The 20942-nt window shown below is 63.4% G+C and carries 23 protein-coding genes; 8 read left to right on the forward strand and 15 right to left on the reverse strand.

The annotated features are described in order from the left end of the window. Positions 1-16 precede the first annotated feature (16 nt). Positions 17-877: a sucrase ferredoxin gene (locus MHY24_RS04970; protein WP_239228574.1), complete on the reverse strand. Its 861-nt coding sequence runs from the start codon at positions 875-877 to the stop codon at positions 17-19. A gap of 110 nt (positions 878-987) precedes the next feature. Between MHY24_RS04970 and MHY24_RS04975 the strand changes: the two genes are divergently transcribed. Further along, positions 988-1545, forward strand: coding sequence for a hypothetical protein (locus MHY24_RS04975; RefSeq protein ID WP_239228575.1), 558 nt, complete (start codon positions 988-990; stop codon positions 1543-1545). Here MHY24_RS04975 and MHY24_RS04980 read toward each other — a convergent pair. Both MHY24_RS04980 and MHY24_RS04985 read right to left on the reverse strand, forming a co-directional pair. Next, on the reverse strand, positions 1542-3065 hold the full coding sequence (locus tag MHY24_RS04980; protein ID WP_239228576.1) for a DNA polymerase Y family protein: 1524 nt from the start codon (positions 3063-3065) through the stop codon (positions 1542-1544). The genes MHY24_RS04975 and MHY24_RS04980 overlap by 4 nt on opposite strands. Beyond that, positions 3062-3658 (reverse strand): hypothetical protein, encoded by a 597-nt coding sequence (locus MHY24_RS04985; RefSeq protein WP_239228634.1) that lies wholly within the window; start codon positions 3656-3658, stop codon positions 3062-3064. Before MHY24_RS04985 ends, MHY24_RS04980 begins: the two co-directional genes overlap by 4 nt. A gap of 130 nt (positions 3659-3788) precedes the next feature. Between MHY24_RS04985 and MHY24_RS04990 the strand changes: the two genes are divergently transcribed. Together MHY24_RS04990 and MHY24_RS04995 are read left to right on the forward strand one after the other, a co-directional pair. Beyond that, positions 3789-4208 carry a hypothetical protein gene (locus tag MHY24_RS04990; RefSeq protein ID WP_005322680.1) on the forward strand — a complete coding sequence of 140 codons (420 nt, stop codon included), beginning with the start codon at positions 3789-3791 and terminating at the stop codon, positions 4206-4208. A gap of 136 nt (positions 4209-4344) precedes the next feature. Continuing rightward, the gene (locus MHY24_RS04995) at positions 4345-5382 is read left to right on the forward strand and encodes an HNH endonuclease signature motif containing protein (protein WP_239228577.1); all 1038 of its coding nucleotides are present in this window, start codon (positions 4345-4347) and stop codon (positions 5380-5382) included. Positions 5383-5448: 66 nt separating this feature from the next. Here the strand turns inward: MHY24_RS04995 and guaA are convergent, their stop codons facing one another. Beyond that, on the reverse strand, positions 5449-7023 hold the full coding sequence (guaA, locus tag MHY24_RS05000) for a glutamine-hydrolyzing GMP synthase (RefSeq protein WP_239228578.1): 1575 nt from the start codon (positions 7021-7023) through the stop codon (positions 5449-5451). Positions 7024-7056: 33 nt separating this feature from the next. On the opposite strand from guaA, the gene MHY24_RS05005 reads away from it, so the two are divergent. Next, positions 7057-7428 carry a hypothetical protein gene (locus MHY24_RS05005; RefSeq protein WP_239228579.1) on the forward strand — a complete coding sequence of 124 codons (372 nt, stop codon included), beginning with the start codon at positions 7057-7059 and terminating at the stop codon, positions 7426-7428. 111 nt (positions 7429-7539) lie between these two features. Here MHY24_RS05005 and MHY24_RS05010 read toward each other — a convergent pair whose 3' ends face one another. Both MHY24_RS05010 and guaB read right to left on the reverse strand, forming a co-directional pair. After that, positions 7540-8703 carry a GuaB3 family IMP dehydrogenase-related protein gene (locus tag MHY24_RS05010; RefSeq protein ID WP_005322688.1) on the reverse strand — a complete coding sequence of 388 codons (1164 nt, stop codon included), beginning with the start codon at positions 8701-8703 and terminating at the stop codon, positions 7540-7542. A 7-nt stretch (positions 8704-8710) separates the two neighbouring features. Further along, positions 8711-10231: an IMP dehydrogenase gene (gene guaB / locus MHY24_RS05015; protein WP_204610143.1), complete on the reverse strand. Its 1521-nt coding sequence runs from the start codon at positions 10229-10231 to the stop codon at positions 8711-8713. A 119-nt stretch (positions 10232-10350) separates the two neighbouring features. Between guaB and MHY24_RS05020 the strand changes: the two genes are divergently transcribed. Further along, complete coding sequence (locus tag MHY24_RS05020) at positions 10351-10722, forward strand: DUF5319 domain-containing protein (protein ID WP_005326826.1); 372 nt, start codon at positions 10351-10353, stop codon at positions 10720-10722. 3 nt (positions 10723-10725) lie between these two features. On the opposite strand, the gene MHY24_RS05025 is transcribed toward MHY24_RS05020, so the two are convergent. Together MHY24_RS05025 and MHY24_RS05030 are read right to left on the reverse strand one after the other, a co-directional pair. Further along, positions 10726-11481 (reverse strand): hypothetical protein, encoded by a 756-nt coding sequence (locus MHY24_RS05025; protein WP_239228580.1) that lies wholly within the window; start codon positions 11479-11481, stop codon positions 10726-10728. 65 nt (positions 11482-11546) lie between these two features. Then, positions 11547-12119: a sigma-70 family RNA polymerase sigma factor gene (locus MHY24_RS05030; RefSeq protein ID WP_239192960.1), complete on the reverse strand. Its 573-nt coding sequence runs from the start codon at positions 12117-12119 to the stop codon at positions 11547-11549. A gap of 306 nt (positions 12120-12425) precedes the next feature. Here MHY24_RS05030 and MHY24_RS05035 point away from each other — a divergent pair, with 306 nt between their 5' ends. After that, positions 12426-12728, forward strand: a complete 303-nt coding sequence (locus MHY24_RS05035) for a WhiB family transcriptional regulator (RefSeq protein WP_198492550.1) — start codon at positions 12426-12428, stop codon at positions 12726-12728. Between the two features lie 55 nt (positions 12729-12783). Here MHY24_RS05035 and MHY24_RS05040 read toward each other — a convergent pair whose 3' ends face one another. From MHY24_RS05040 to MHY24_RS05060, 5 genes are all read right to left on the reverse strand, one after another. After that, complete coding sequence (locus MHY24_RS05040; RefSeq protein WP_239228581.1) at positions 12784-12954, reverse strand: hypothetical protein; 171 nt, start codon at positions 12952-12954, stop codon at positions 12784-12786. 46 nt (positions 12955-13000) lie between these two features. Next, the gene (gene groL / locus MHY24_RS05045; RefSeq protein ID WP_198492548.1) at positions 13001-14617 is read right to left on the reverse strand and encodes a chaperonin GroEL; all 1617 of its coding nucleotides are present in this window, start codon (positions 14615-14617) and stop codon (positions 13001-13003) included. A gap of 8 nt (positions 14618-14625) precedes the next feature. After that, a complete protein-coding gene (gene groES / locus MHY24_RS05050) occupies positions 14626-14919 on the reverse strand; it encodes a co-chaperone GroES (protein WP_204610153.1) in 294 nt (97 codons plus the stop codon). Between the two features lie 186 nt (positions 14920-15105). Then, entirely contained in the window at positions 15106-16347 is a 1242-nt protein-coding gene (locus MHY24_RS05055; RefSeq protein WP_239228582.1) for an FtsX-like permease family protein, read from the reverse strand. Further along, complete coding sequence (locus MHY24_RS05060) at positions 16331-16936, reverse strand: ABC transporter ATP-binding protein (protein ID WP_239228583.1); 606 nt, start codon at positions 16934-16936, stop codon at positions 16331-16333. Before MHY24_RS05060 ends, MHY24_RS05055 begins: the two co-directional genes overlap by 17 nt. Positions 16937-17048: 112 nt before the next feature. Between MHY24_RS05060 and MHY24_RS05065 the strand changes: the two genes are divergently transcribed. Both MHY24_RS05065 and MHY24_RS05070 read left to right on the forward strand, forming a co-directional pair. After that, a complete protein-coding gene (locus MHY24_RS05065; RefSeq protein ID WP_239228584.1) occupies positions 17049-18191 on the forward strand; it encodes a sensor histidine kinase in 1143 nt (380 codons plus the stop codon). Beyond that, positions 18188-18823: a response regulator transcription factor gene (locus MHY24_RS05070; protein ID WP_204610178.1), complete on the forward strand. Its 636-nt coding sequence runs from the start codon at positions 18188-18190 to the stop codon at positions 18821-18823. Before MHY24_RS05065 ends, MHY24_RS05070 begins: the two co-directional genes overlap by 4 nt. 31 nt (positions 18824-18854) lie before the next feature. Here MHY24_RS05070 and MHY24_RS05075 read toward each other — a convergent pair whose 3' ends face one another. Both MHY24_RS05075 and MHY24_RS05080 read right to left on the reverse strand, forming a co-directional pair. Continuing rightward, a complete protein-coding gene (locus tag MHY24_RS05075) occupies positions 18855-20318 on the reverse strand; it encodes a metallophosphoesterase family protein (RefSeq protein ID WP_239228585.1) in 1464 nt (487 codons plus the stop codon). 120 nt (positions 20319-20438) lie between these two features. Then, on the reverse strand, positions 20439-20867 hold the full coding sequence (locus tag MHY24_RS05080) for a hypothetical protein (RefSeq protein WP_005322709.1): 429 nt from the start codon (positions 20865-20867) through the stop codon (positions 20439-20441). Positions 20868-20942 lie beyond the last annotated feature (75 nt).

Raw genomic sequence — 20942 nt, forward strand, 5'->3', positions numbered from 1 at the left:
CCCCTCCCCGCGCGGCCTACTCCACGACCGGCTCCACGCCGGTCGCTACGATGGCTTGGCCTTTCTTCGGTGCATCGCCGCACGAGGAGACCACGCCTTCTACCTCGCGCTCCTCGAGCGCCACGCGCCAGCGCCGGCCGTCAGTGTGGCTGACCTCGCCGCCGCCGGTGGCGGTGAGCTGGCCATAGGAGAGGTCCTCGCCGGCGTCGATAAGCGAGCGGGCCACCGCCAACTCCGCCACCTGGCCGCGCGGGCCGAAAATACCGCGCCCGCGATTTACCGGGTAGAAATACTTCCCCTTCGCCGCCGCCGCAATCATCTGCGCGGCGGCTTCTTTATTCATGCGACCAAAGGAATAGGCCCATGGCATGAGCATGACCGACGGCGCGAACCGGTGCCCCTTCGTGTGCGAGGTCTCCCACACCATATCCGGGTAATCCGCCACCAGATCCGCGGCCAGCGGCCGGCCCTTGACCGCACAACACGTATCGCGCTTCGCATGCGTGCACACCAGCACCAGCGGCGTATCCAAAGCGCCGCCCCCATTGCGGCCAGGCCCGGTCAGGTCCAGATCGAGGATCTTCTCCGGGCCCGTCAGCAGCACGAGTTCCATCACGCCCTGTTCGGCCCACACCAGGTAGCAGCGGTGCATCTTGCCCACCTGGCGGCCGTTGCGGCCCGGCCGGCGAATTAGCTGCAGCCCTGCCGCACCCTTCAGCTTGGCCTTGAGCTGCGCTGTGAGCTCCGGCCCAAAGGTATCGCCATCGAGCACGTCTCGCGACCATCCGCCCGGCCACTCGAAAAGCACATAGACGGATTCCTTCTTCGCCGTGCCTGGCAGCGGCTCTACCTGGATATCTGAACAGAACTCGGTCATATACCTAAGCCTAACCTTTCTGCTTTTCAGCTCACACCCTTGGCAACAATTCGGCCACGAAGTACCCCCTCAGCTATACAGTTCACGACTGAAAATATAACCTAGGGGACATGTTGAAAGTCCGTCTCGCCGCAACGCTTCTCGTCACTGCTTCTCTCAGCGGCTGCGCCGCCCAGGAGTCGGACCGCACCACCATGGCTGCGTCCGTGGATAGCTCCCAGCTCAATCCGCTGGGCCAGGCCAATATGGAGATGAAGACCCTCCGGCCGCAGGCGCCCTCCGAACTCACGGTGACCGACGTGCGCATCGGCCAGCACGAGGGCTTTGAGCGCGTCGTCTTCGAGCTCGACGGCGGCGGCGCTCCCGGCTGGTTCGTGGACTTCGCCGACACGCCCACGCAGCAGGGCTCCGGCAAGACCATTGATTACTCCGGCGAGACCGCACTCAATGTCAATATCGACGGCGTGGTCTACCCCTTCGAGGCCGGCAAGGAGGACCCCCGCATCGGCGTGGTGAATGCCCCCACGGAGGGAGTTGTCACCCAAGTGGTCAATGGTGGCACCTACGAAGGCCGCTGCCAATTTGTCATCGGCATGACCTCTCGCAAGCCTTATTCCGTGCAGGTGCTCGATAACCCCACCCGCCTCGTGGTCGATATTCGCAATTAGTAAGTCGCCTCAACCCGCCAGCGGCCGCCGGACCATACCAACAGCCACGCCCGCTGATGCTCTTCGTGGTCGGCTTGGCCCACCACCTGCAAGCGCGCTACGTGCTGTGGAGTATCGGTCCACCACTGCGTATCCACCGGCCAGGGGCCGGCCCAGCCCAGCACGCGGAAACGACGCGCACCCCAGCTCAAGGCCACCGGCACCCCGGACAGGAGGGCCTCAGCGGTGACGAAGACGGGGTGCTCGGCGGCGTCGACAAGCCGAATGCGCGCGGCCGGGTGATTCGGCCCACCGCCCAGCCGCGCGGGCAGGGGCGCGGGAATGCAGCCGGGCCACTCGCCGTCCGGCGGGGCATCGCGCTGCTCGCCATAGGGCACGTACTCGATGCGCTCGGCCACCCCACGGCCGCCCACCGCCCGCGGCTGCAGCACGCGGTCCACCCCCAGCTGCGATTGCACGCGGGCGATCACGCGCTTGACCTGTTCCTGCGAACCCTCCCCGCCCCAGAGGCCAGCGGCGGCTGGGGCGGCAACCTCCACCGGCTCCAACGCTAGGCGGCGAATGGCCGCGCCCTCACCAGTAGCGCGCGTGAGCCAGCCATCGAGCTGCCAGCGCACCCGGTCCGCGGTAGCTTGCTCCGTCAGCGCCTCCTGCGTGCGCCATACCCGCGCCAGCTCCTCACCGGTGCCAAACTCCGCCACCACGCGCAGCCGCAGGCACACCTTGCCGGCCTCTTCCAAGCGGGCATGCAGCCGGGCCGCGAGTTGGCGGGCCGCGAAGGCCGCCGCGTCCACGCGCTCGATGCGCTCTTCCATTTCCACCGCCAGATCCGGGCGCGCCATCTCTGGGGCCACGCGCCTATCCGCACGGGCCTGGGCCAGTTCGTGGGCGCGCCGGCCCGGCTCACCAAACCGGGTAGCTACCTGCTTAAACGGCAGCGCGGCTAAATCACCCAGGCGCCGCACGCCCAGCTTATCCAGCTGTGCGATAAACCCAGCCTCAAAGCCCAAGGCCTCATCGGCCGCCAGCACGCCTATGGGCTGAGTGGCCAAAAACTCCCGCGAGCCGCCCTCTGGCACCACCGCGCCCACACCACGGTGCCGGGCCGCGATGACGGCCGTGGCAATCTCATCGGCGACGCCGAGGGTGGAGTCGAAGCCGGCGTACGAAGAGGCGTCGACAAGCATCTCTAGTGCTTTCTCCCCGTGGTAGCGCAGCGCCGCGCCCGCATCCACAATCGCCAGGCCCGGGCGCAGCACCTCCACCGAAGACGCCACCGCATCTAAGCCGGCCGCAACCTCCGCAAACGCCGCGCCATCCCGGTCCGGATTGGCCTCCACCACTGCGGCCTCAGGGCACAGCGCTTGGGCCTGGCGCAGGCGCATCCCGCGCCGCACGCCCGCCCGGCGCGCCTTCCTATCGCACACCGCCACCGCGTGGTTGCGCGCAATAACCATAGGACCCTGCCCACCGGCGGCCTGGATGGGCCAATCCGGAAACCACACGGCCGCTACCCTCATACGGCCTCCAACCGGCGGCGCTCACCCACCGTGAGCACCCCGCGCGAGGTAGCCTGCTTCGAGGTCACCTCCACGTCCATGTCCACGCCGCGAATGCGCCCGCTGCCCTTGCCGACGCCCCGATAGGCACTCACCCGCGCCCCTATCCCCACCGCCGTGCCGGGCAGGCGCGTGCCCACCGTAAGCACGGCCGCGCGCCCGCCGCGCACTTTTGCCAGCACCGGCCGAGCCTTGGTAGGGCTCACCTCGCCGGGCGGCCCATGGTGGATGACGAGGTCCAACCCTTCCGCCAATACTCCCGCCACCATCCAGGAATCCAGGCCCGGATCCGGCACGGTTACCACGCGTTCGATAGCACCCTCCTCGGCCACTTGTGCGAGTAGTAAATCCGGCCACCCCACCACTCCCACATACCCGCCGCGGGCGGTGAGATGACAGATAAGCTCCACCACCAGCGCCGGGCAGTTCACACAGTGCACCACCTGCCGGCGCGCCAGCCCACCTGCGGGAAGCAAGCGCGCCAGGCCAGGGAGCGTATCTACCAGCTCTTCTTCCGGGCCGCGCTCCATAGCGCGCATGCGGGTACGCAGCATCGCCACGCGGTCCGACCTACTTAGCCCGGCCACCGCTTTCTCTAGGCGAACGCTCGTTTGACTCACCCGAATAGTATGAACCCTCACCCGGACACATGCAAGTGTATGTTCGAATGGTAGCCTTAGCGGCATGAACTTCAACGCTGCCTACGGCGCCATGCGCGAGCACACCACCCCCATCCCCACTCCGCCATGGGTGCGCTTGGGCTCGTCCATCCTCATCGGTGCGGCCGTGGCACTCTTGGCAAGCCGCGCGCATATCTTTGCCGCACTGGTTGGGGCGCTCGTATGCCTCGTGGCGGCCTTCGTCCTCGTCTTTGCCCACCCCTACCGCCGTGCGATGCGCGCTTATGCCGACAAGCGCAATGTCGCTCTAGTTCCTACCATCGCACAGCTCGTGCCACTGATGATTCTGTGGCTTATGGTGATGCTCGCGCCCATCGTGGCCCTGCCTGCGTGGGGCGCCGGGCTGGTGTGGCTAGTGGTCTTTGGGCTGAGCTTTTTCGTCTTCCCCCATGTGGATGGCACGCGCCGGCTCGCGTTTGCCTAATCTAAACGACACTTTTCGGGGTTATCCACAGCTTTTCGGCCCACGGCGGGTATGCGGGCCGGGTTATCCACAGAATCGGCCGTAGCGGTTGCGCCGGCCCTGCGCCGGTATGGGTGTGCGCCGTAGCGTTGCAGGCATGAACGCACTCGAGACCTACCTCACCGCCTTGGGCCCTGGCATGGATATCATCGCCGGGTGCCAAGGCATGTCCGGGTCCGAGCTTATGGACCGCGGCGCGCCCGATGCCATCGCCGCCGATCTGCTGCTTTTGTGCGAAAGCTACTTCGGCCGCACCAAATTTACGCGCCTGCAGCGCCGCGCTATTGCCGACGCCCGCCGCAACACCCACTCCATCGCCACCCTTACCGCCCTAGAACGCATTGTTAACCGCGCGCCCAGCAAAAAGCAGGCCTGGCAGCTGCGCGCAGAATGCTGCGCGATGACCAGCTCAATGAGCCACATCCTTAAACACGCCCGACGGCGCCTGCGGGAGATGAAAGACGACACCGTAAGCCCAGGCGTGCGCACTTACCGACGCCCCAATGATTACTGGACGCTTGCCATCACCGGAACCTCTAGTTTCATCGCGGATCTCAACGCCGCGCTGGCCGCGACTGGAAAGCAATCGCTCGAGGCGGTAGAAAAGATCTTCTTTGACCAAGCTGCGGCCGCGCGGGCAGAAGTGGTGACCAATGCCATCGTGCCGTTAGACAAATTCATCCGCATCCGCGACGGCCGCGGCAATGATATCGAGCTCGATCTGACCAATGGCGCCACCATCACCGGCACCGAATATCTGCGCCGCGTGCTCAACGACGTCGGCTTTGCTGGCGACAAAGAAACCGGCTACGTCACGCTCGTGCACCCCGAAGAAGGTCCAGTCAATCTCTACCGCACGGCGCGCGTGGCCAATGACAAGCAGCGCATTATGGCCGCCGCAGAAAACCCACGCTGCGCCTGGCCGGGCTGCAACCAGCCGGCCGACCTCTCCCAAGTCCACCACCTTAAAGCGTGGAGCAATGGCGGGGAGACGAATATGAAAAACCTGGTCATGTGCTGCGCTTACCATAATGGCGTCAACGACGATGACCCCAACGCCCCACCTCGGCGCGGCCGCCTCGAGCGGGTGGGCGGGCGCATTGTGTGGCGGCCACCGTTTACCCCGCGCGAGTAAACGCCGGCGCCAAAACGAGCGAAAAGGCGCTCAGCACTAGACTGAGCGCCTTCTACGCATGCCGTTTTACTCCCACTCGATGGTTCCCGGTGGCTTGGAGGTGCAGTCCAAGACCACGCGGTTGACGTCCTTCACCTCGTTGGTGATGCGGGTAGAAATCTTCTCCAGCACCTCGTAAGGCAAACGGGTCCAGTCTGCGGTCATGGCGTCTTCCGAGGACACCGGGCGCAGCACAATCGGGTGGCCATAGGTACGGCCATCGCCCTGCACACCAACGGAGCGGACATCGGCCAGCAGTACTACCGGGCACTGCCAAATCTGGTCATCCAGGCCGGCATTGGTCAGCTCGGTGCGAGCAATAAGGTCTGCCTCGCGTAGCGTCTCCAAGCGCTCCTCGGTCACCTCACCGATGATGCGGATACCCAAGCCCGGGCCAGGGAATGGCTGGCGGCTAACGATCTCTTCTGGCAAGCCCAGCTCGCGGCCGACGGCACGTACCTCGTCCTTAAACAGCAGGCGCAGCGGCTCGACCAGCTTGAACTCCACGTCATCTGGCAAACCGCCGACATTGTGGTGAGACTTAATATTCGCCGTGCCATCGCCGCCGCCAGACTCGACAACGTCCGGGTACAGAGTGCCCTGGACGAGGTAGTCGACGGTGGAGCCTGCAGGGGCGTCGTCAAGCACGCCTGCAACCGCGCGCTCAAAGGAACGGATAAACTCCGCGCCGATGGCCTTGCGCTTGGCTTCTGGGTCGCTAACTCCTGCCAGCTTTTCCAAGAAAGCAGCGCGCTCATCTGCGGTCACCAGCTTCGCTCCAGTGGAGGCAACGAAGTCCTTTTCTACCTGCTCGCGCTCGCCGGCACGCAGCAAGCCGTGGTCAACAAAGACACAGGTGAGGCGATCGCCAATGGCGCGCTGCACCAGTGCGGCCGCCACAGCGGAATCTACACCGCCGGACAGACCACAAATAGCGCGGCCTTCCTCGCCCACCTGCGCGCGGACATCCGCGATGAGCTGCTCGGCAATATTATCGGCCGTCCAGTTCTGCTCTAGGCCAGCAACCTCAGTAAGGAAGCGGGTAAGCACCTCCTGGCCGTGCGGCGAGTGCTGTACCTCAGGGTGGTACTGCACGCCGGCCATCTTCTTGTCTAGGCACTCCATCGCTGCAACCGGAGCACCGGCCGACGTGGCCGTAACCTCAAAACCTTCAGGAGCGGCGGATACGGCATCGCCGTGAGACATCCACACCTTGTGGGTAGCCTCCAGGCCTTCGTGAAGTACGCCGCCCTTGACATTCATATCGGTACGGCCGTACTCACGCTCACCAGTGGACGACACGGTGCCACCAAGTGCATGGTTCATGGCCTGGAAGCCGTAGCAGATGCCGAAGACTGGAATGCCGAGCTCAAGCAGCTCCGGCTTCAGAGCCGGGGCGCCGTCAGCATAGACAGAGGACGGACCGCCCGTCAGAATAAGCGCGGCGGGATCTTTAGCTTTGATTTCCTCCACAGACGCGGAGTTGGGGACAACCTCGGAGTAAATCTTGGTCTCGCGCACGCGGCGGGCAATAAGCTGCGCGTACTGAGCGCCAAAGTCCACAACGAGGACGGGGCGCGGGGTAGTATTTGGCTTAGTCACGCCCCATAGTCTAACCCACTAAACTGATAGCTTATGAAGCGCTTGGCTATTGTGCTCGCCGCGAGCCTGCTGTTGTGCGGTTGTGACGCCACCCCAACTACGGCTGAGGTGGCGTCTGCGCTGGATGAACAAGGCCCGCAACAGGTAACACTTCCGGCCGCGGAAGTCTTTGGAAGCGAGTGGGATGAGTGGGTTCCGTTGTGCGGCACGCAGCAGGCAGAGCGCGTGGGGCATCCAGAAGTAGCGCAAAATTCGGTGGTTCTACGCGCGAGCGGCGAAGAGAAGGTTGTAGAGCTCAATCCCTCGGGAGTACGCGTGTGCCCAGTCCACAACTCAGGGCAATGGCGGCCAACGACGGACAAGACCACGTGGAGGCGTGAGGGCGGCTGGCAATTGGTTTCCTAAACCACTCTCCTACCTCGCCAACTGGTATCTGTTCGGCGGCGAAGGAAGCCCTGAAACAAAGAAACGCGGCTGCGCCGAGAAGGCACAGCCGCGTCAGGACTCTCGCGCGGATTAGTAGCGAACGGCGAGTTCGACCTTCTGGAAGGACTTCAGGTCGGTGTAGCCACACTTGGCCATGGAACGGCGCAGCGCGCCGACCAGGTTGGTGCGACCAAAGGGCTCGCTGGAGGGACCGTGCAGCACGGTTTCCAGCGACGGGGCGGCCGATTCTTCTGTGGCTTCGGCCGGGGTACCGGTGGTGAGGAAATCGACGTCCAAGTCGGTATCGGCCCCGGAGAACTGAACGAAGCCGCGTGGGAAACGCGGGTGGCCGGCCGTGGCAGGCCAGTACCAGCCCTTGCCGCCGGCCTCGCGGGCCTGGGCAAGCAGTGGGCCGAGAGCAACACCGTCAGCGCCGCAGGCAAAAGCCTTGGCAATATTGCCGGAGTTTTCAAACTCGGTATCGGCGATGATGTGTACATAGCGGCCGCCGGTCTCGTCGAGGTAGTCGCGGCGGGCTGCGGCGGCGTCGGCAATCGCGGTGCCCATGGCCGAGTCGATGCCTACGGTCTCGGCGTTAGTGGTCACGCCTGCGCCAACGATGACGCCGGCCGCACCGGTGCGCATCAGGTGTAGCGCAGTGGTGTAGTCGGTAACTCCGCCGGCGATGACGGGAACGTCAAGGGAGCCAATGAACTCCTTGAGGTTCAGCGGCTCACCGCCGGTAGCCACGTGCTCGGCCGAGACCAGGGTGCCCTGGATAAACAGCAACTCGGCACCGGCCGCGATGACCTTCGGGGCCATCTCGCGAGCATTTTGGGGGGATACGCGCACAGCAACGGTAACTCCGGAGTCGCGGACTTGGGAGATGCGCTCGGTAAGGAGGGCGTCGTCAAGCGGGGCAGCGTGCAGCTCCTGGATGATGGAGTTATCGCCCGGCTGCGAGTAAATGCGGGCTAAAGCTCCCTCGAGGTCCTTGTGGCGGCCCCACAGGCCCTCGGCATTGATGACGCCGAGGCCACCTTGCTTGCCCATCTCGATGATGAACTCAGGGGTGGCGAGCGCATCGGTGGGGTGGGACACAAAGGGGATGTCGAAGGTATAGGCGTCGATGTGCCAGGTGGTGTCCACGTCCTTGGAGGAACGGGTACGGCGCTGCGGCACGATGGATAGTTGCTCTAGATCGAAGGTACGACGGGCCTCGCGGCCGATGCCAATTTCGGCGTATTCACGCATGATATTCCTAGCGGTAGTTTGGTGCTTCTGCGATTTGCTGCAGGTGGTGCGGGTGGGATTCCTTCAGGCCCGCGGCGGTGATTTGGACGAAGCGCTTGGTCTTTAGCTCGGCCAGGGTGGCGGAGCCGGTATAGCCCATGGAAGCGCGCAGGCCGCCGATAATCTGGTGCACGATGGCATCGATATCGCCGCGGAAGGGCACGCGACCCTCGACGCCTTCCGGAACCAGCTTGTCTTCGCTGCGGACATCGGCCTGGAAGTAGCGGTCCTTGGAATAGGAGCGCTTCTCGCCGGAAAGTCCGCGACCCTGCATGGCGCCCATAGAGCCCATGCCGCGGTAGCGCTTGTACTGCTTGCCCTGGTAGACCACGATGTCACCGGGGGCTTCGGTGGTGCCGGCAAACATGGAGCCCAGCATGACGGTATCGGCGCCGGCCGCCAGAGCCTTGGCGACGTCGCCGGAGTACTGCATGCCACCATCGCCGATAACCGGCACACCGGCCGGGCCAGCTACTGCGGCGGCCTCCATCAGGGCCGTAATCTGCGGCGCGCCCACGCCGGCGACGACGCGGGTGGTGCAAATGGAGCCCGGGCCAATACCAACCTTGATGGCGTCGGCGCCGGCATCGATCATCGCCTGGGCGGCCTCGCGGGTGGCGAGGTTACCGCCGATGACATCAACCTTGGAACCGAAATCCTTTTGCACGCGGGAGACCATCTCCAGCACGCGGTTGTTGTGTGCGTGGGCGGAGTCGACGACGAGGGCGTCCACGCCGGCGTCGACAAGCGCGGCGGCGCGCTGGTAGGACTCTTCGCCGGTACCGATGCCGGCCGCAACCAACAGGCGGCCGGCCGAGTCCTTGGACGCGTTAGGGTACTGCTCGGTCTTGACAAAGTCCTTGACGGTAATCAGACCGGTGAGCTTATTGTTCGCATCGACGATGGGCAGCTTTTCCACCTTATTGGCCGAGAGCAGTTCGAGGGCTTCTTTCTTGGATACGCCCTCGCGCGCAACGACGAGCGGCATGGCCGTCATGACCTCGCTGACCTTGCGGTCAAAGTCAGGCTCGAAGCGCATATCGCGATTGGTGCAAATGCCCACCAGGGTGCCGTCCTCGTCTACCACCGGCAGGCCGGAGATGCGGAAGCGGGCGCACAGCGCGTCTACTTCCCCGATGGTCATATCCGGGCGGGCGGTGATGGGGTCGGTGACCATGCCGGACTCGGAGCGCTTCACAATCTCTACCTGCTCGGCTTGGTCCTCGGTGGACAGGTTGCGGTGCAGCACGCCGATGCCGCCCTGACGGGCCATGGCAATGGCCATGCGGGCCTCGGTCACGGTATCCATGGCGGCCGAGGCAAGCGGGACGCCGAGGCGGATATTGCGGGTAAATTGCGCGCCGGTATCGACCTCGGAAGGCACGATATTGGATTCGGCGGGCAACAGGAGCACATCGTCAAAGGTCAGGCCGCGCAGGGCTACCTTGTTCGGGTCATCTCCACCAGTATGAATACGGTTCTCGCTCATCGAGGTCTCTCCTTAACAGGTTTAGCGGCTACCACAACTGTAGTGCGTTGCCGGCCGACGACACCATTTGGGCAGGGGGTAAATTGCCTCGGGAGGGTAAGTTCAATAGGCTCGCAGGCGTGAACTTCTTCGCCAATATGCCCCGCGATCCTTTCGCCGATGACCCGAATGACCCTGCCTCCTTCCTAGAGGAGGACGAGCAGGTCATGCCGCTTACCGACGACGACCGGATCGCCATCATCCACGACCTCGCGCTGGTGCAGAAATTTGCGTCCATCCTCGGCCCGCGCGGCATCGACGGCATCTTCTTCTTATGCGAGGATTGCCAGGAAAACCACTTTTATGAGTGGGACATTATGGCCGCCAATATGCGCGCCACCCTTGAAGGCGAGCTAGCACCGGTGCATGAGCCAGGAGCCGAGCCAGATCCCTCCCGCTACGTGCCTTGGGACTACGCCTTGGGTTACTTGGATGGCCTAGAGGGCCGCTAGCTTCTACTGCTGCTGGCCCAACTCGATGGTGGTCGTCGGCGCGTCCTCAACGTTGGGGTTGGGCTGCGGGTTTGGCTGTCCTTGTTCCGTGACCACCACGGTTTCGGTGGCGTATTGAGTTTCGGTCACGGTGACCTGCTCCGGCTGCTGTTCCGGTTGCGAAGCCTCTTCCGCAACGGTTTCGGTGGTGGTCTCCGTCACGGTGTGCGGGGTGGGCTTCGGTTGCGCAGAGCGCTTTTGTTCCGCCTCGCGGTTGGCGGCGATGGCCTTTTCTTCTTTGCCTTCGGCCTCATCCAGCTTGGCGCGGGCGTCCTTCATCAGTTCGCGAGCGCCTTCAATATCGCCTTCGGCCGCGCGAGATTCCATCTCTTCCAACGTGCCGGCCAGCTCCACGTTGCGGGTCTTATCGCCCTTATCAAGGATTCCGGCGTGCAACATCGCACCACTGGCTCCAGCGATAACTAGGGTTGCGGCCGCCGCACCGATGAGTCCATGTACGAACGGGCCGCCGCGGCGGCGCTTGCGGGCCTGGCCTAGGTCGATGACCTCAGGCTCAGCGTCGGCGCCTTCTACCAGCGGGGCTGGAGGCATCTGCTTATCGACGTCCCCCTTTAACTCCAGCAGCAGCTCCGCCAGGTCGTCCTGGCTGTCGGAAGGGTTAGTCCCCTTCGAAAGCTCGGTGAGGAATGCATCATCATCTACCAAGGGCTGGAGCTGGTCTGCAAGGCCGTCATTATCGCCGTGATGCTTCGGTGCCATGATGGTGTCTCTCCCCCTTCCTTTCTGATATGAAATATCTGCTGTAAGAGTCGGCCGCTAGGCCCTTAGCGCGCAGTTTCCTGGGCGGCTTGGAGGGTCTTTCGCAATTGAGCGAGTGCTCGGTGTTGTGCGACACGAACCGCACCTGGGGTGGAACCCACAATTTCCGCGGTTTCTTCTGCCGACAAACCGTTGAACACGCGCAGAATAACGATGTTTTTCGCCTTGTCACTTAACGTATCGAGCAAGGCGCGCATTCTGTTACTACCGTCGGCCTCCAATGCCCACTCTTCAGGGGTGGCGTCACGCGCGGAGTCTTCTGGAATTTCTTCGGTAGGGGTGGACTTATCGCGCCCCATGGCGCGGTGGGCATCGGTGACCTTGTTGAACGCAATGCCGTAGACATAGGCCATAAACGGACGGCCCTTGTCCTCGTAGGAGCCAATAGAGGTGGCCACTGCAAGACAGATCTCTTGGGCTACATCCTCCGCGGTGGGTTGACGGCCGCCACCGATGCGGGCGCGGCAGTAGCGCAGCACCTGCGGGTGAATGATCCGCAGGACTTTTTGCAGCGCTCGACGGCTGCCGTCGACGGCATGCGGGACGAGATCCGCTAGCTCCTGTTCCTTATCACTCACGTATGCACCCTCTGACATGTTTTAAACCGGTAACTAACCATATTGGCACACGGGAAGTTTATGCAAAGGCAACGCGCAGCCCCACTACCTATGCAAGCTGAGAGCCAGAAAATTCACAAACCGTTAACCTTCGACGTTTGCGCTGGTAAACCGTGGTGTAGGAAGGGGAATGGCGAGAACAATACTTAAAAGTCAAAAATCGGTAACCCACCGTTTACCCACGCGCGAAACACTACGTGAGGTTGCTTTCCGCAACACTGCGGAAGCCACACAAGAATTCTCGCCCTTACAAAGGAGCTTAGTAACGTGTCTCAGCCTCATCTGCTTCCCGGTCCCACCGCTGACTTGTGGGATTGGCAGCTACAAGGCGCCTGCCGCGGAGAAAACTCAGATGTGTTTTATCACCCGGATGGCGAGCGCGGCCGCGCCCGCGCCCAGCGCGAGAATCGCGCCAAAGCCATCTGCAATTCTTGCCCGGTCATTGATTTGTGCCGCGAGCATGCCTTGCAATCCGCCGAGCCCTATGGTGTATGGGGCGGAATGAGCGAATCCGAACGCGTCGTAGAGCTTCGCCAGCGCCGCCGCGCCACTGCCCCTGTCAACGCTTAGGACGGGAAACTAGGGGAAGACGAGGGCGTCGGCAAGAAAGCGCCCTGTCACCGAATCACGCCCTGCTCCACGTAGACCACACCCGCACCGCCGCGCTTGGGGCAGGCCCCTCGGAATGCGCGGAAAAGAGTGCGGGTTTGACGCCATTGGCCTTGGCGAAGGCCTTGCGAATGGGGTCGGTATCAGCGGTGACCTTGATGTATTCCACGGCCCTAGCTAGGTACAACAAAACCCGCCACGCGGGAAGCGGGGCGGGTGATGTTGGTAGCCGTTTAGTGCTGGTGGCCGTGACCGGCGTCAGCAGGCTGCTCTTCCTGTGGCTTTTCCACCACGGAGGCCTCGGTAGTAAGAACCATGCGGGCCACGGAGGTGGCGTTGACCACGGCGGAGTGGGTGACCTTAACCGGATCGATAATGCCGTTATCGATGAGGTTGCCGTACTCCAGGGTATTGGCATTGAAGCCCTCACCGTTGGACATCTCGGCAACGCGGGAGACGACGACGGCGCCGTCGAGACCAGCGTTTTCGGCGATCCAGTACGCCGGGCGGGTCAGCGCGCGGGCGACGGCGAGGACGCCGACCTTAGCCTCGCCCTCGAAGCCCTCGGCGAAGGACTCGAGTTCCTTAGAAATCTGGACCAGCACCGAACCGCCGCCGGCGATGACGCCCTCTTCTACGGCCGCACGGGCCGCGTTGATGGCGTCTTCAACACGCAGCTTGCGCTCGTTTACCTCGGTCTCGGTAGCGGCGCCGACGCGGATAACGGCCACGCCGCCGGAGAGCTTAGCCAGGCGCTCCTCGAGCTTTTCCTTATCCCAGGTGGAATCGGTGCGCTCGATCTCGCGACGGATCTGCTCGCGACGTTCCTCTACTGCCTCAGCGGTGCCGCCACCATCGACGATGACGGTGTCATCCTTGGTGATGGTCACGCGGCGGGCAGAACCGAGCACGTCGAGGCCAGCCTCGTTGAGGTTGACGCCCACCTCTGGGTCGATGACGGTGGCACCGGTAACGACGGCCAGGTCATCCATGAATCCCTTGCGGCGCTCGCCAAAGTACGGGGCCTTAACGGCAGCGACCTTGAGCACCTTGCGGATGGAGTTGACGACGAGCGCCTGCAGCGGCTCGCCCTCGACGTCTTCCGCAATGATGAGGGTCGGGCGGTTGGTCTCGGCGATCTTCTCCAGCAGCGGCAGGAAGTCCGGCAGGGAGGAGATCTTGTTGCGGACGAGCAATACTGCGGCGTCGTCCAGCACGGCGTGGTAGGTCTCTTCTTCCGTAGCGAAGTACGGGGAAAGGTAGCCCTTGTCAAAGGAAATGCCCTCGGTGACGTCAACTGCGGAGTCGATGGTCTGGGATTCCTCGACGGTGACCACACCGTCCTTGCCCACCTTGTCCATGGCACCGGCAACCATCTCGCCAACCTCCGGGTCGCGGGAGGAGACGGTAGCTACCTGCGCGATTTCAGAGGAGGAGTTGACCGCGGTGGCGCGGGCCTTGAGCTCCTCGACGGCCTTTTCGGCCGCTGCTGCGATGCCGCGGTTAAGCTCGACTGGGTTGGCGCCGGCCGCGACGTTGCGCAGGCCTTCGAAGATGAGCGCTTGGGCCAGCAAGGTAGCGGTGGTGGTGCCGTCACCTGCGGTGTCATTAGTCTTGACAGCAACGGACTTGACCAGCTGCGCGCCGAGGTTTTCGAAGGGCTCCTCGATGTCGATATCGCGGGCGATGGTCACGCCGTCATTGGTGACGGTGGGGCCACCGAAGGCCTTGGACAGCACGACGTTGCGGCCGCGCGGGCCGAGGGTGACCTTGACGGCATCAGCCAGCGTATCGACGCCGCGCTGGATTCCCTCGCGGGCTTCTTGGTCGAATGCAATGAGCTTTGCCATAAGTGGGCCTACTTCTCGATGACGGCGAGCAGGTCACGGGAGGACAGCAGCAGGTACTCCTCGCCGTTGTACTTCAGCTCGGTGCCGCCGTACTTGGAAAAGACCACGGTATCGCCTTCGTTGACGCCTACCGGGGTGGCCTCACCCTTGTCGTTGGTGCGACCTGGGCCTACTGCAACGACGGTGGCTTCCTGTGGCTTTTCCTTGGCAGAATCTGGGATGACCAGGCCGGAAGCGGTGGTGGTTTCAGCTTCTACGATCTGTACGAGGACGCGGTCCTCGAGAGGCTTGATGTTTGCCATGATGTTTCCTCCGTAGTGTTCGTATGCGCACCGGTATGGCGCGCGCGTGCCGGTTGTGGATGTCCAGCACAGCCGTCGTCGCGGGTGAACAACTGTGGGTCAAACAACCTGATTAGCACTCTACCCTCGTGACTGCTAACCCTCAACAATGGCTCGGCCCACATTTTTACGCCCTCAGCGATCCCCTCAGCGCTCCCGTTGCCCGGCGCGCACGAATCCGGCAAGCGCCAGCTTGACGACGCCCAGTGCGATAAACATGGCACCAAAGATTACGGCGAAGGACGGCCACCACAACTCCTCTATCAGCGTTCGGCCGAAGGAAGCCTGCGGGGTGAGCAGGTGGTGGAGTGGGAGGAGCGTCGCCAAGCACAGCGCCCAGACCACGCCGGCCGCGGTCAGGGTGAGGCACGCCGCCTCCCCCACTTGCACGCGGGCCCAGGCCGAGGGGGTGGCGCCGGCTAGGGTAAGGCCGCGGATATCGGCCGCGATGCGCCCGTGCATCAGCAGCGAGGTAAGCACAGCGCCCACGATGCTGGGAGCAAAGACAGGCCCTAAAAGGGCGACGAAGACCTGCCACGAGGACAAGGTGCCGCCGGCGCCTGCGTCGTTTGCAAAGCGCAGGCCCGAGCCGACGGCGACAATAAAGCCGCCGATGAGCACCCACGGCACGATGTGTGGGGTGGAAAAGTACCGACGCACGCGCACGTTGGCCCCAGCGATACCGGCCGGACGGGTCCATTGGTCGATACCGGGCATGAGCCAAGGTAAGACGAGAGCGACGAGGATGACCAAGCCCATCTCGGCCGAGAGCAGGTCTCCAGGGTCATCAATCTGCAGGCACCCGTATGTTGTGCCGCCAATGGCCGCGGCTGCAAGCAGGAATTTCACCGTGAGCCACGCCGGGTGTGCGGCGGCGCGCGGCCGGAATACGCGGCGCAGCGGAGGCAGCGCACCGACTAGCGCCGCGGACGTGCAGACGGCTACCGCAATGACTACGACCTGGCCGGTGATGTCAATGTCCGGCATGGGGATGCCATCGCTGCGCAGGGCGCGCACGCACGGGGCAAGCAGCGGGCGGGCAGGCAGCACGCCGAGTAGCCCGGCGGCCGCGCTGACCACTGCGACTTGGCCCAGGATGAAAGCGAGGATCATCCCCCCGGGCATGCCCACCATGCGCCAAGAGCGGTAGATAGGCTCGCGCTCGGCAATGATAAGGCGCATCTGCGATAGCGTCACCAATACCACCACGCACAGGGCCATTCCCAACACCGTGCCACCCAGCGGGCCGGCGGGGTCTTCTTCGGCCCCGGAGGAAGCCACCAGCATGGCCAGCGCCAGGGTGCACGAGGTGGAAGACACCACCAGGGTCAGCGCCACGGCCAGCCACGATAGCCAATTGGACTGTAAGTCCTTAAGCCACACCAGCATGGGCCACCTCCTCTAAGGAAATGATCCGGTCGGCCGCCTCAGCGGCGAGGTGCGAGTGAGTCACCATGACCACGCTGGCTCCATCGCGGGCGGCGGCGCGCAGGTGGGAAAGGACGGTGGATGCGGTGGCGTCGTCAAGCGCGCCCGTAGGCTCGTCCGCGAAGATATAGGGCGCCTGGGCCAGCAGTGCCCGGGCGACGGCCACACGTTGCTGCTGCCCGCCAGAAAGCTGCGCGGGCAGGCGGCGCTCTAAGCCAGCAAGGCCAAGCGAGTCAAAGACCTCCGCTACCCTGCCGCGTGCGGGGCGTCGGCCGGAAAAGCGCGCGGTCAAGGTGGCATTTCGCTTGGCGTTGAGGGATTCCAGGAGGTTATAGTCCTGGAATACAAAGGCCCGCTGCTTGCGCCCCGGCGCGTTGACTCGGCCGGAGGTGGGCTTATCTAGCCCGGATAGCAGGTTCAGGAGCGTGGTTTTACCGCTGCCGGAAGACCCCATGATGGCGACGAATTCGCCTGGGGCGATGGACACAGTGACGCGGTTGAGCACGGTGTGGCGGCCGTAGCGCTTGCTGAGGTTATCTGCTTTTAACATGCCTTTGATTCCACTCGGCCGCGCAGAAGAAAGACATGGGGCGGGCTGCCGAGAAAATGGTAGAGCTAGCTCTACTGCCCCACCCTGGCTAAGGCGGCTAGGCTCATGGGTTATGCGAACCCTCAAAGCCTGCGCGTGGAGCCTCGTCCTTGGCGCGCTATTTATCCCGGCGTTGGTGGTTTCGGTGCTGATGCTGCCGTGGATTCCGTTGGTGGGACGCGCCGCGGAATTTGTCGGCCGGTTGGGTGCGCAGTGGATGGGCGTGGAGATCCCACCCCGGCGTGCGGGCCGCTGGTTTGATTGGCAGCAATTTTATCACCTTATTGTGCAGCTATTGCTTTCGGCTGCCTGCTTTGCCGCGTGGACAGCCTTGGGCTTTACAGCGGGTGTGCTGGTCATTGCGCCATTCGTGCCAAATACCGAATTCTCCTTTGGCGAGTGGTCCACCTCCAACCGGCCGCTCATTTTCTTCACCTGTTGGCTCACCGCGGCGTTGCTGGTGGCTTTATTGGTGGGGCTCAACCGCCTGCTGGTCTTGGCATCAACCTCGCTGACTCGGCTGGCATTGAGCCCCTCGGCCGAGGAGTTGGCGGCCTCGCGCTCCACGCTTATCGATGCCTTCTCCGGCGAGCGCCGCCGCATCGAGCGCGAACTGCACGATGGTCCACAGCAGTACCTCACCGCGCTCAAGCTCAATTTGGCCGCGGCGAAATTGCAGGCACCTCCCGAGGCGCAACCGGCCTTGGCCGATGCGGAACATAATGCCTCATTGGCCTTGGCCTCCCTGCGGGCGACGGTGCGCGGCATTGCCCCGCAGGTGCTTTTCGACGCCGGATTAATCCCCGCCCTCGACGAACTCCTCGCCCACTCCGGACTGGAGACCGAACTACACGTCGAAGGCGCCGAGCGCTCGGTAGATGAGACCACTGCCCTGCTGGCTTACCACGCGGTAGCCGAGGCGCTTACCAATGCTTCCAAGCACGGTGCAGCCACCCAGGCGGTGGTAACGGTTGCTTTCGGGCAGACGTTGCGCCTAGACATCGTTGATAATGGCACCGGACCCAGACTCGGCCCCGAAGCTGACCTCGGTCCCACGGCCAAGGAGCCGACTGAGACCGGCACCGGTATCGCCGGGCTGCGCGAGCGCGCCGCCGCACTGGGCGGCACGGTGAGCTTTACCGCCGCACATGACGCGGCTGCGGGTGAACGCGGTGGCCGGCTGCAGGTCGAATTGCCGCTGAAGGAGGCGGAATGAAACTACTACTGGCGGAAGATTCCGCGCTGCTGCGCGCGGGGCTCGAGCAGCTACTTAGCGCCTTGGGGCATAGCGTTACGGCGGCCGCGGATGCCGAAGAACTGCGCGCTATTGCCCGGCAGGAAGATTTTGACCTGATTATCAGCGATGTGCGCATGCCACCGTCCATGACCGACGATGGCCTGCGCGCCGTGCACGACCTGCGAGCGGCCAATCCCACCCAACCGGTGGTGGTGTTGAGCCAATACGTAGCGGCAAGCTACCTCGACCGTCTCTTGGAACACGGCGGATTCGGGTATCTGCTTAAGGAACGCGTTTCTGACGTGGAAGAATTCGTGCGCACGCTAGACGAGGTCGCCCGCGGCGGCACCGTGGTGGACCCCGAGGTGGTCACAGCGTTACTGTCGGCGCGGCGTACTGGTTTAGCCCAGCTCACCACCCGCGAGCGGGAGGTGCTGGGGCTGATGGCTCAAGGATTGAGCAATAAAGAAATTGAAGACACGCTCGTTCTTACCGCCGGAGCGGTAAGCAAGCATGTCTCCAATGTGTTTATGAAGCTCGGGTTTCGGCCCGAGGATTCCAACCGGCGGGTCAAGGCCGTATTGGCGTGGCTGCGCCATACGGAGCGCTAGCCACACCCGCCACACCCAGGCGCGATGCTAGTTACTTCTTCGAGCTGAGCCCGCCGAAAATATCGCTGGAGCTCAGGGAGCTGCCGCCCTCCGGATCCTTAGGCGCCTCTGGGGTGTCTGGGTCGGTGGACTCGGTGGAGTCGGCGGGGTTGGTGGCGTCGTCGGCAGGCGCAGCGCCGCGGTCCTTCTTCTTGAGGGAAACCTTGTCCACCAGGGTGTTATCGCCTTCGTTGAAGGTGGTGAAGGTGAGCTTGTCATCGGAGACGTCCACGCGCATGTAGTCCTCGGTGTAGTCCTGGCGCCACATGGCGGTGGATTCGTGGGCAAGCTTTGGATCGATGGTCTCCATGCGCGCGCCCTTGTGCTTTTTGTTATTCACGTCGGTGAAGTCGTAGTACTTGCCGCCGCCCGCGGTGGTGGTGGTCAGGTACAGCGCCTCGCCATCCTTGGGCTCGAGAACGTCGCCGCGCTGCGGTTTTTCTTCCGGCAGGACCGGCTTATTGTTCTTCATCAAGTGGCTGCGGGTGTAGATGTGGTCGTGGCCGGAGAGCACGGCATCGACATTGAGTTCAGACAGCACCGGGGTGAGCTTCTCGCGCAGGTTGGTGACGTCCTTATCAAAGTGATGCGAGCCCTGGGAGTACGGGCCGTGGTGCATACCAACGACGATCCAGTCATTATCCGCGCCGCGGGATTCGATGGCCTCGCGCAGGAACTGCTCGTGGCGGGCGATATCGGCGTCGGAAGAAGCATTGGAGTCTAGGCCGATGAAGAGCACGTTATTGCGTTCGAAGTAGTGGTCGCGGATATCGTCCGCCTGGTGCGGGTTGGAGAAATGCTCATCATGATGCTTCATGGTGAGGTTATAAGTCTCGTGATTGCCCGGGACCGTGTTGGTGGGGATGTGACGAATCTCCGGGGCGGAGAAGTATGCATCGTACTGCGGTACCTGCGCACCCCAACCCTCCACCTGGTCACCCAGCGACCAGATCATGCTGGCATTCGGCACGTGGGAGGCCGCGTAGCCGATGGTCTTGCGCCACTGTTCAGCCTGGTCATCCACCTTGAGGTCCACGCCGATCTGCGGGTCAGCGACGGTAAGGAAGGACCAGTCATCGCCATTGGAGCCAGTGTTGAAGGTCTCTGGCTCGGACCAGCCGCCTTCTTCGGAGCCGACGCGGTAGGAGTACTCGGTATCCGGCTGCAGGTTGGTAGCGGTGGCGAACTGGGACTTGTACAGCAATGCGCCATAATCGCGCTCGTCGGCCTGGAAGGTGGTGGTGCCTTCTGGGCCGGTGATCTCGAGGACCTCGTCTGCCTTGGACTTCGTGCGCCAGGTGACCATGACCTGGGATTCATCCTCGCCCGGCTGCAGGATGGTGCGGTAGATGGGCGAGTCAGCGGCCAGCGCCGGGGTGGCGGGCACGACGGCGGCAGCGCCACCCACGGCGAGGGCGGTGGCGAAGGAGGCGACGAAACGCGACGAACGGAGCATACAGTTTTCACCTTTGGAGTCTTAGAAGAAGCGGTACGGCTCCCTAGAACACCATAAGAATGTGAACACCGTATTACGGGCGCGCGAAAAGCGCTTGAACCCTACCTGTGAGGGCTTGGCTTAAAGGCTCTTATCGGAGTTGATAACGGCCGCGCGCCAGAGGGTGTATTCCTCCGGGTTATCTTCGCGGTAGTTCTTCACTGCGCGAATACCCTGCTCCACGGACTCGATAACGGCATCGATAGTGGTGTCTTCGCCCTCGGCGTCAACGAAAATGACCGGGCCGCAGATGGAGCGGATGGGGTCCTGCAGGAAGGCGGCATTGCCGGTGGCAGCCGCGTTGCGCGCCAGGGAGGCTACCGGGTTCGGCTCGGCGCCCTCGGCCTTGGCTTCGGGGTTGTAGAGCGCGGCGTAGGTGGTGCCATCTTCCTGGAAAACAACGGAGACGCGGTCCTCGGTGGTGCCGCCCAAGAACTGGTTGGCGTGCTCCAGCTCGAACTCGAGCTTGCGGCGGGTGAGATCAGGGTTGACAAGGAAACCGACGGTCATGAGAGAAAGCTCCTTCAGAAAGCCAAGAGGGCATGAACGCTCTTTAGAGTACCGGCCCCCTGCCCCGCCTGCAGC

The sequence above is a fragment of the Corynebacterium sp. ACRPQ genome (assembly GCF_022347225.1).
Lineage (GTDB): Bacteria > Actinomycetota > Actinomycetes > Mycobacteriales > Mycobacteriaceae > Corynebacterium > Corynebacterium tuberculostearicum_D.

Excerpts from the sequence above, each read along its gene's own strand:
- MHY24_RS04970 (WP_239228574.1), bottom strand. The coding sequence starts at position 877 with ATGACCGAGTTCTGTTCAGATATCCAGGTAGAGCCGCTGCCAGGCACG.
- MHY24_RS04975 (WP_239228575.1), top strand. The coding sequence starts at position 988 with ATGTTGAAAGTCCGTCTCGCCGCAACGCTTCTCGTCACTGCTTCTCTC.
- MHY24_RS04980 (WP_239228576.1), bottom strand. The coding sequence starts at position 3,065 with ATGAGGGTAGCGGCCGTGTGGTTTCCGGATTGGCCCATCCAGGCCGCC.
- MHY24_RS04985 (WP_239228634.1), bottom strand. The coding sequence starts at position 3,658 with ATGCTGCGTACCCGCATGCGCGCTATGGAGCGCGGCCCGGAAGAAGAG.
- MHY24_RS04990 (WP_005322680.1), top strand. The coding sequence starts at position 3,789 with ATGAACTTCAACGCTGCCTACGGCGCCATGCGCGAGCACACCACCCCC.
- MHY24_RS04995 (WP_239228577.1), top strand. The coding sequence starts at position 4,345 with ATGAACGCACTCGAGACCTACCTCACCGCCTTGGGCCCTGGCATGGAT.
- MHY24_RS05005 (WP_239228579.1), top strand. The coding sequence starts at position 7,057 with ATGAAGCGCTTGGCTATTGTGCTCGCCGCGAGCCTGCTGTTGTGCGGT.
- MHY24_RS05010 (WP_005322688.1), bottom strand. The coding sequence starts at position 8,703 with ATGCGTGAATACGCCGAAATTGGCATCGGCCGCGAGGCCCGTCGTACC.
- guaB (WP_204610143.1), bottom strand. The coding sequence starts at position 10,231 with ATGAGCGAGAACCGTATTCATACTGGTGGAGATGACCCGAACAAGGTA.
- MHY24_RS05025 (WP_239228580.1), bottom strand. The coding sequence starts at position 11,481 with ATGGCACCGAAGCATCACGGCGATAATGACGGCCTTGCAGACCAGCTC.
- groL (WP_198492548.1), bottom strand. The coding sequence starts at position 14,617 with ATGGCAAAGCTCATTGCATTCGACCAAGAAGCCCGCGAGGGAATCCAG.
- groES (WP_204610153.1), bottom strand. The coding sequence starts at position 14,919 with ATGGCAAACATCAAGCCTCTCGAGGACCGCGTCCTCGTACAGATCGTA.
- MHY24_RS05055 (WP_239228582.1), bottom strand. The coding sequence starts at position 16,347 with ATGCTGGTGTGGCTTAAGGACTTACAGTCCAATTGGCTATCGTGGCTG.
- MHY24_RS05060 (WP_239228583.1), bottom strand. The coding sequence starts at position 16,936 with ATGTTAAAAGCAGATAACCTCAGCAAGCGCTACGGCCGCCACACCGTG.
- MHY24_RS05065 (WP_239228584.1), top strand. The coding sequence starts at position 17,049 with ATGCGAACCCTCAAAGCCTGCGCGTGGAGCCTCGTCCTTGGCGCGCTA.
- MHY24_RS05070 (WP_204610178.1), top strand. The coding sequence starts at position 18,188 with ATGAAACTACTACTGGCGGAAGATTCCGCGCTGCTGCGCGCGGGGCTC.
- MHY24_RS05075 (WP_239228585.1), bottom strand. The coding sequence starts at position 20,318 with ATGCTCCGTTCGTCGCGTTTCGTCGCCTCCTTCGCCACCGCCCTCGCC.
- MHY24_RS05080 (WP_005322709.1), bottom strand. The coding sequence starts at position 20,867 with ATGACCGTCGGTTTCCTTGTCAACCCTGATCTCACCCGCCGCAAGCTC.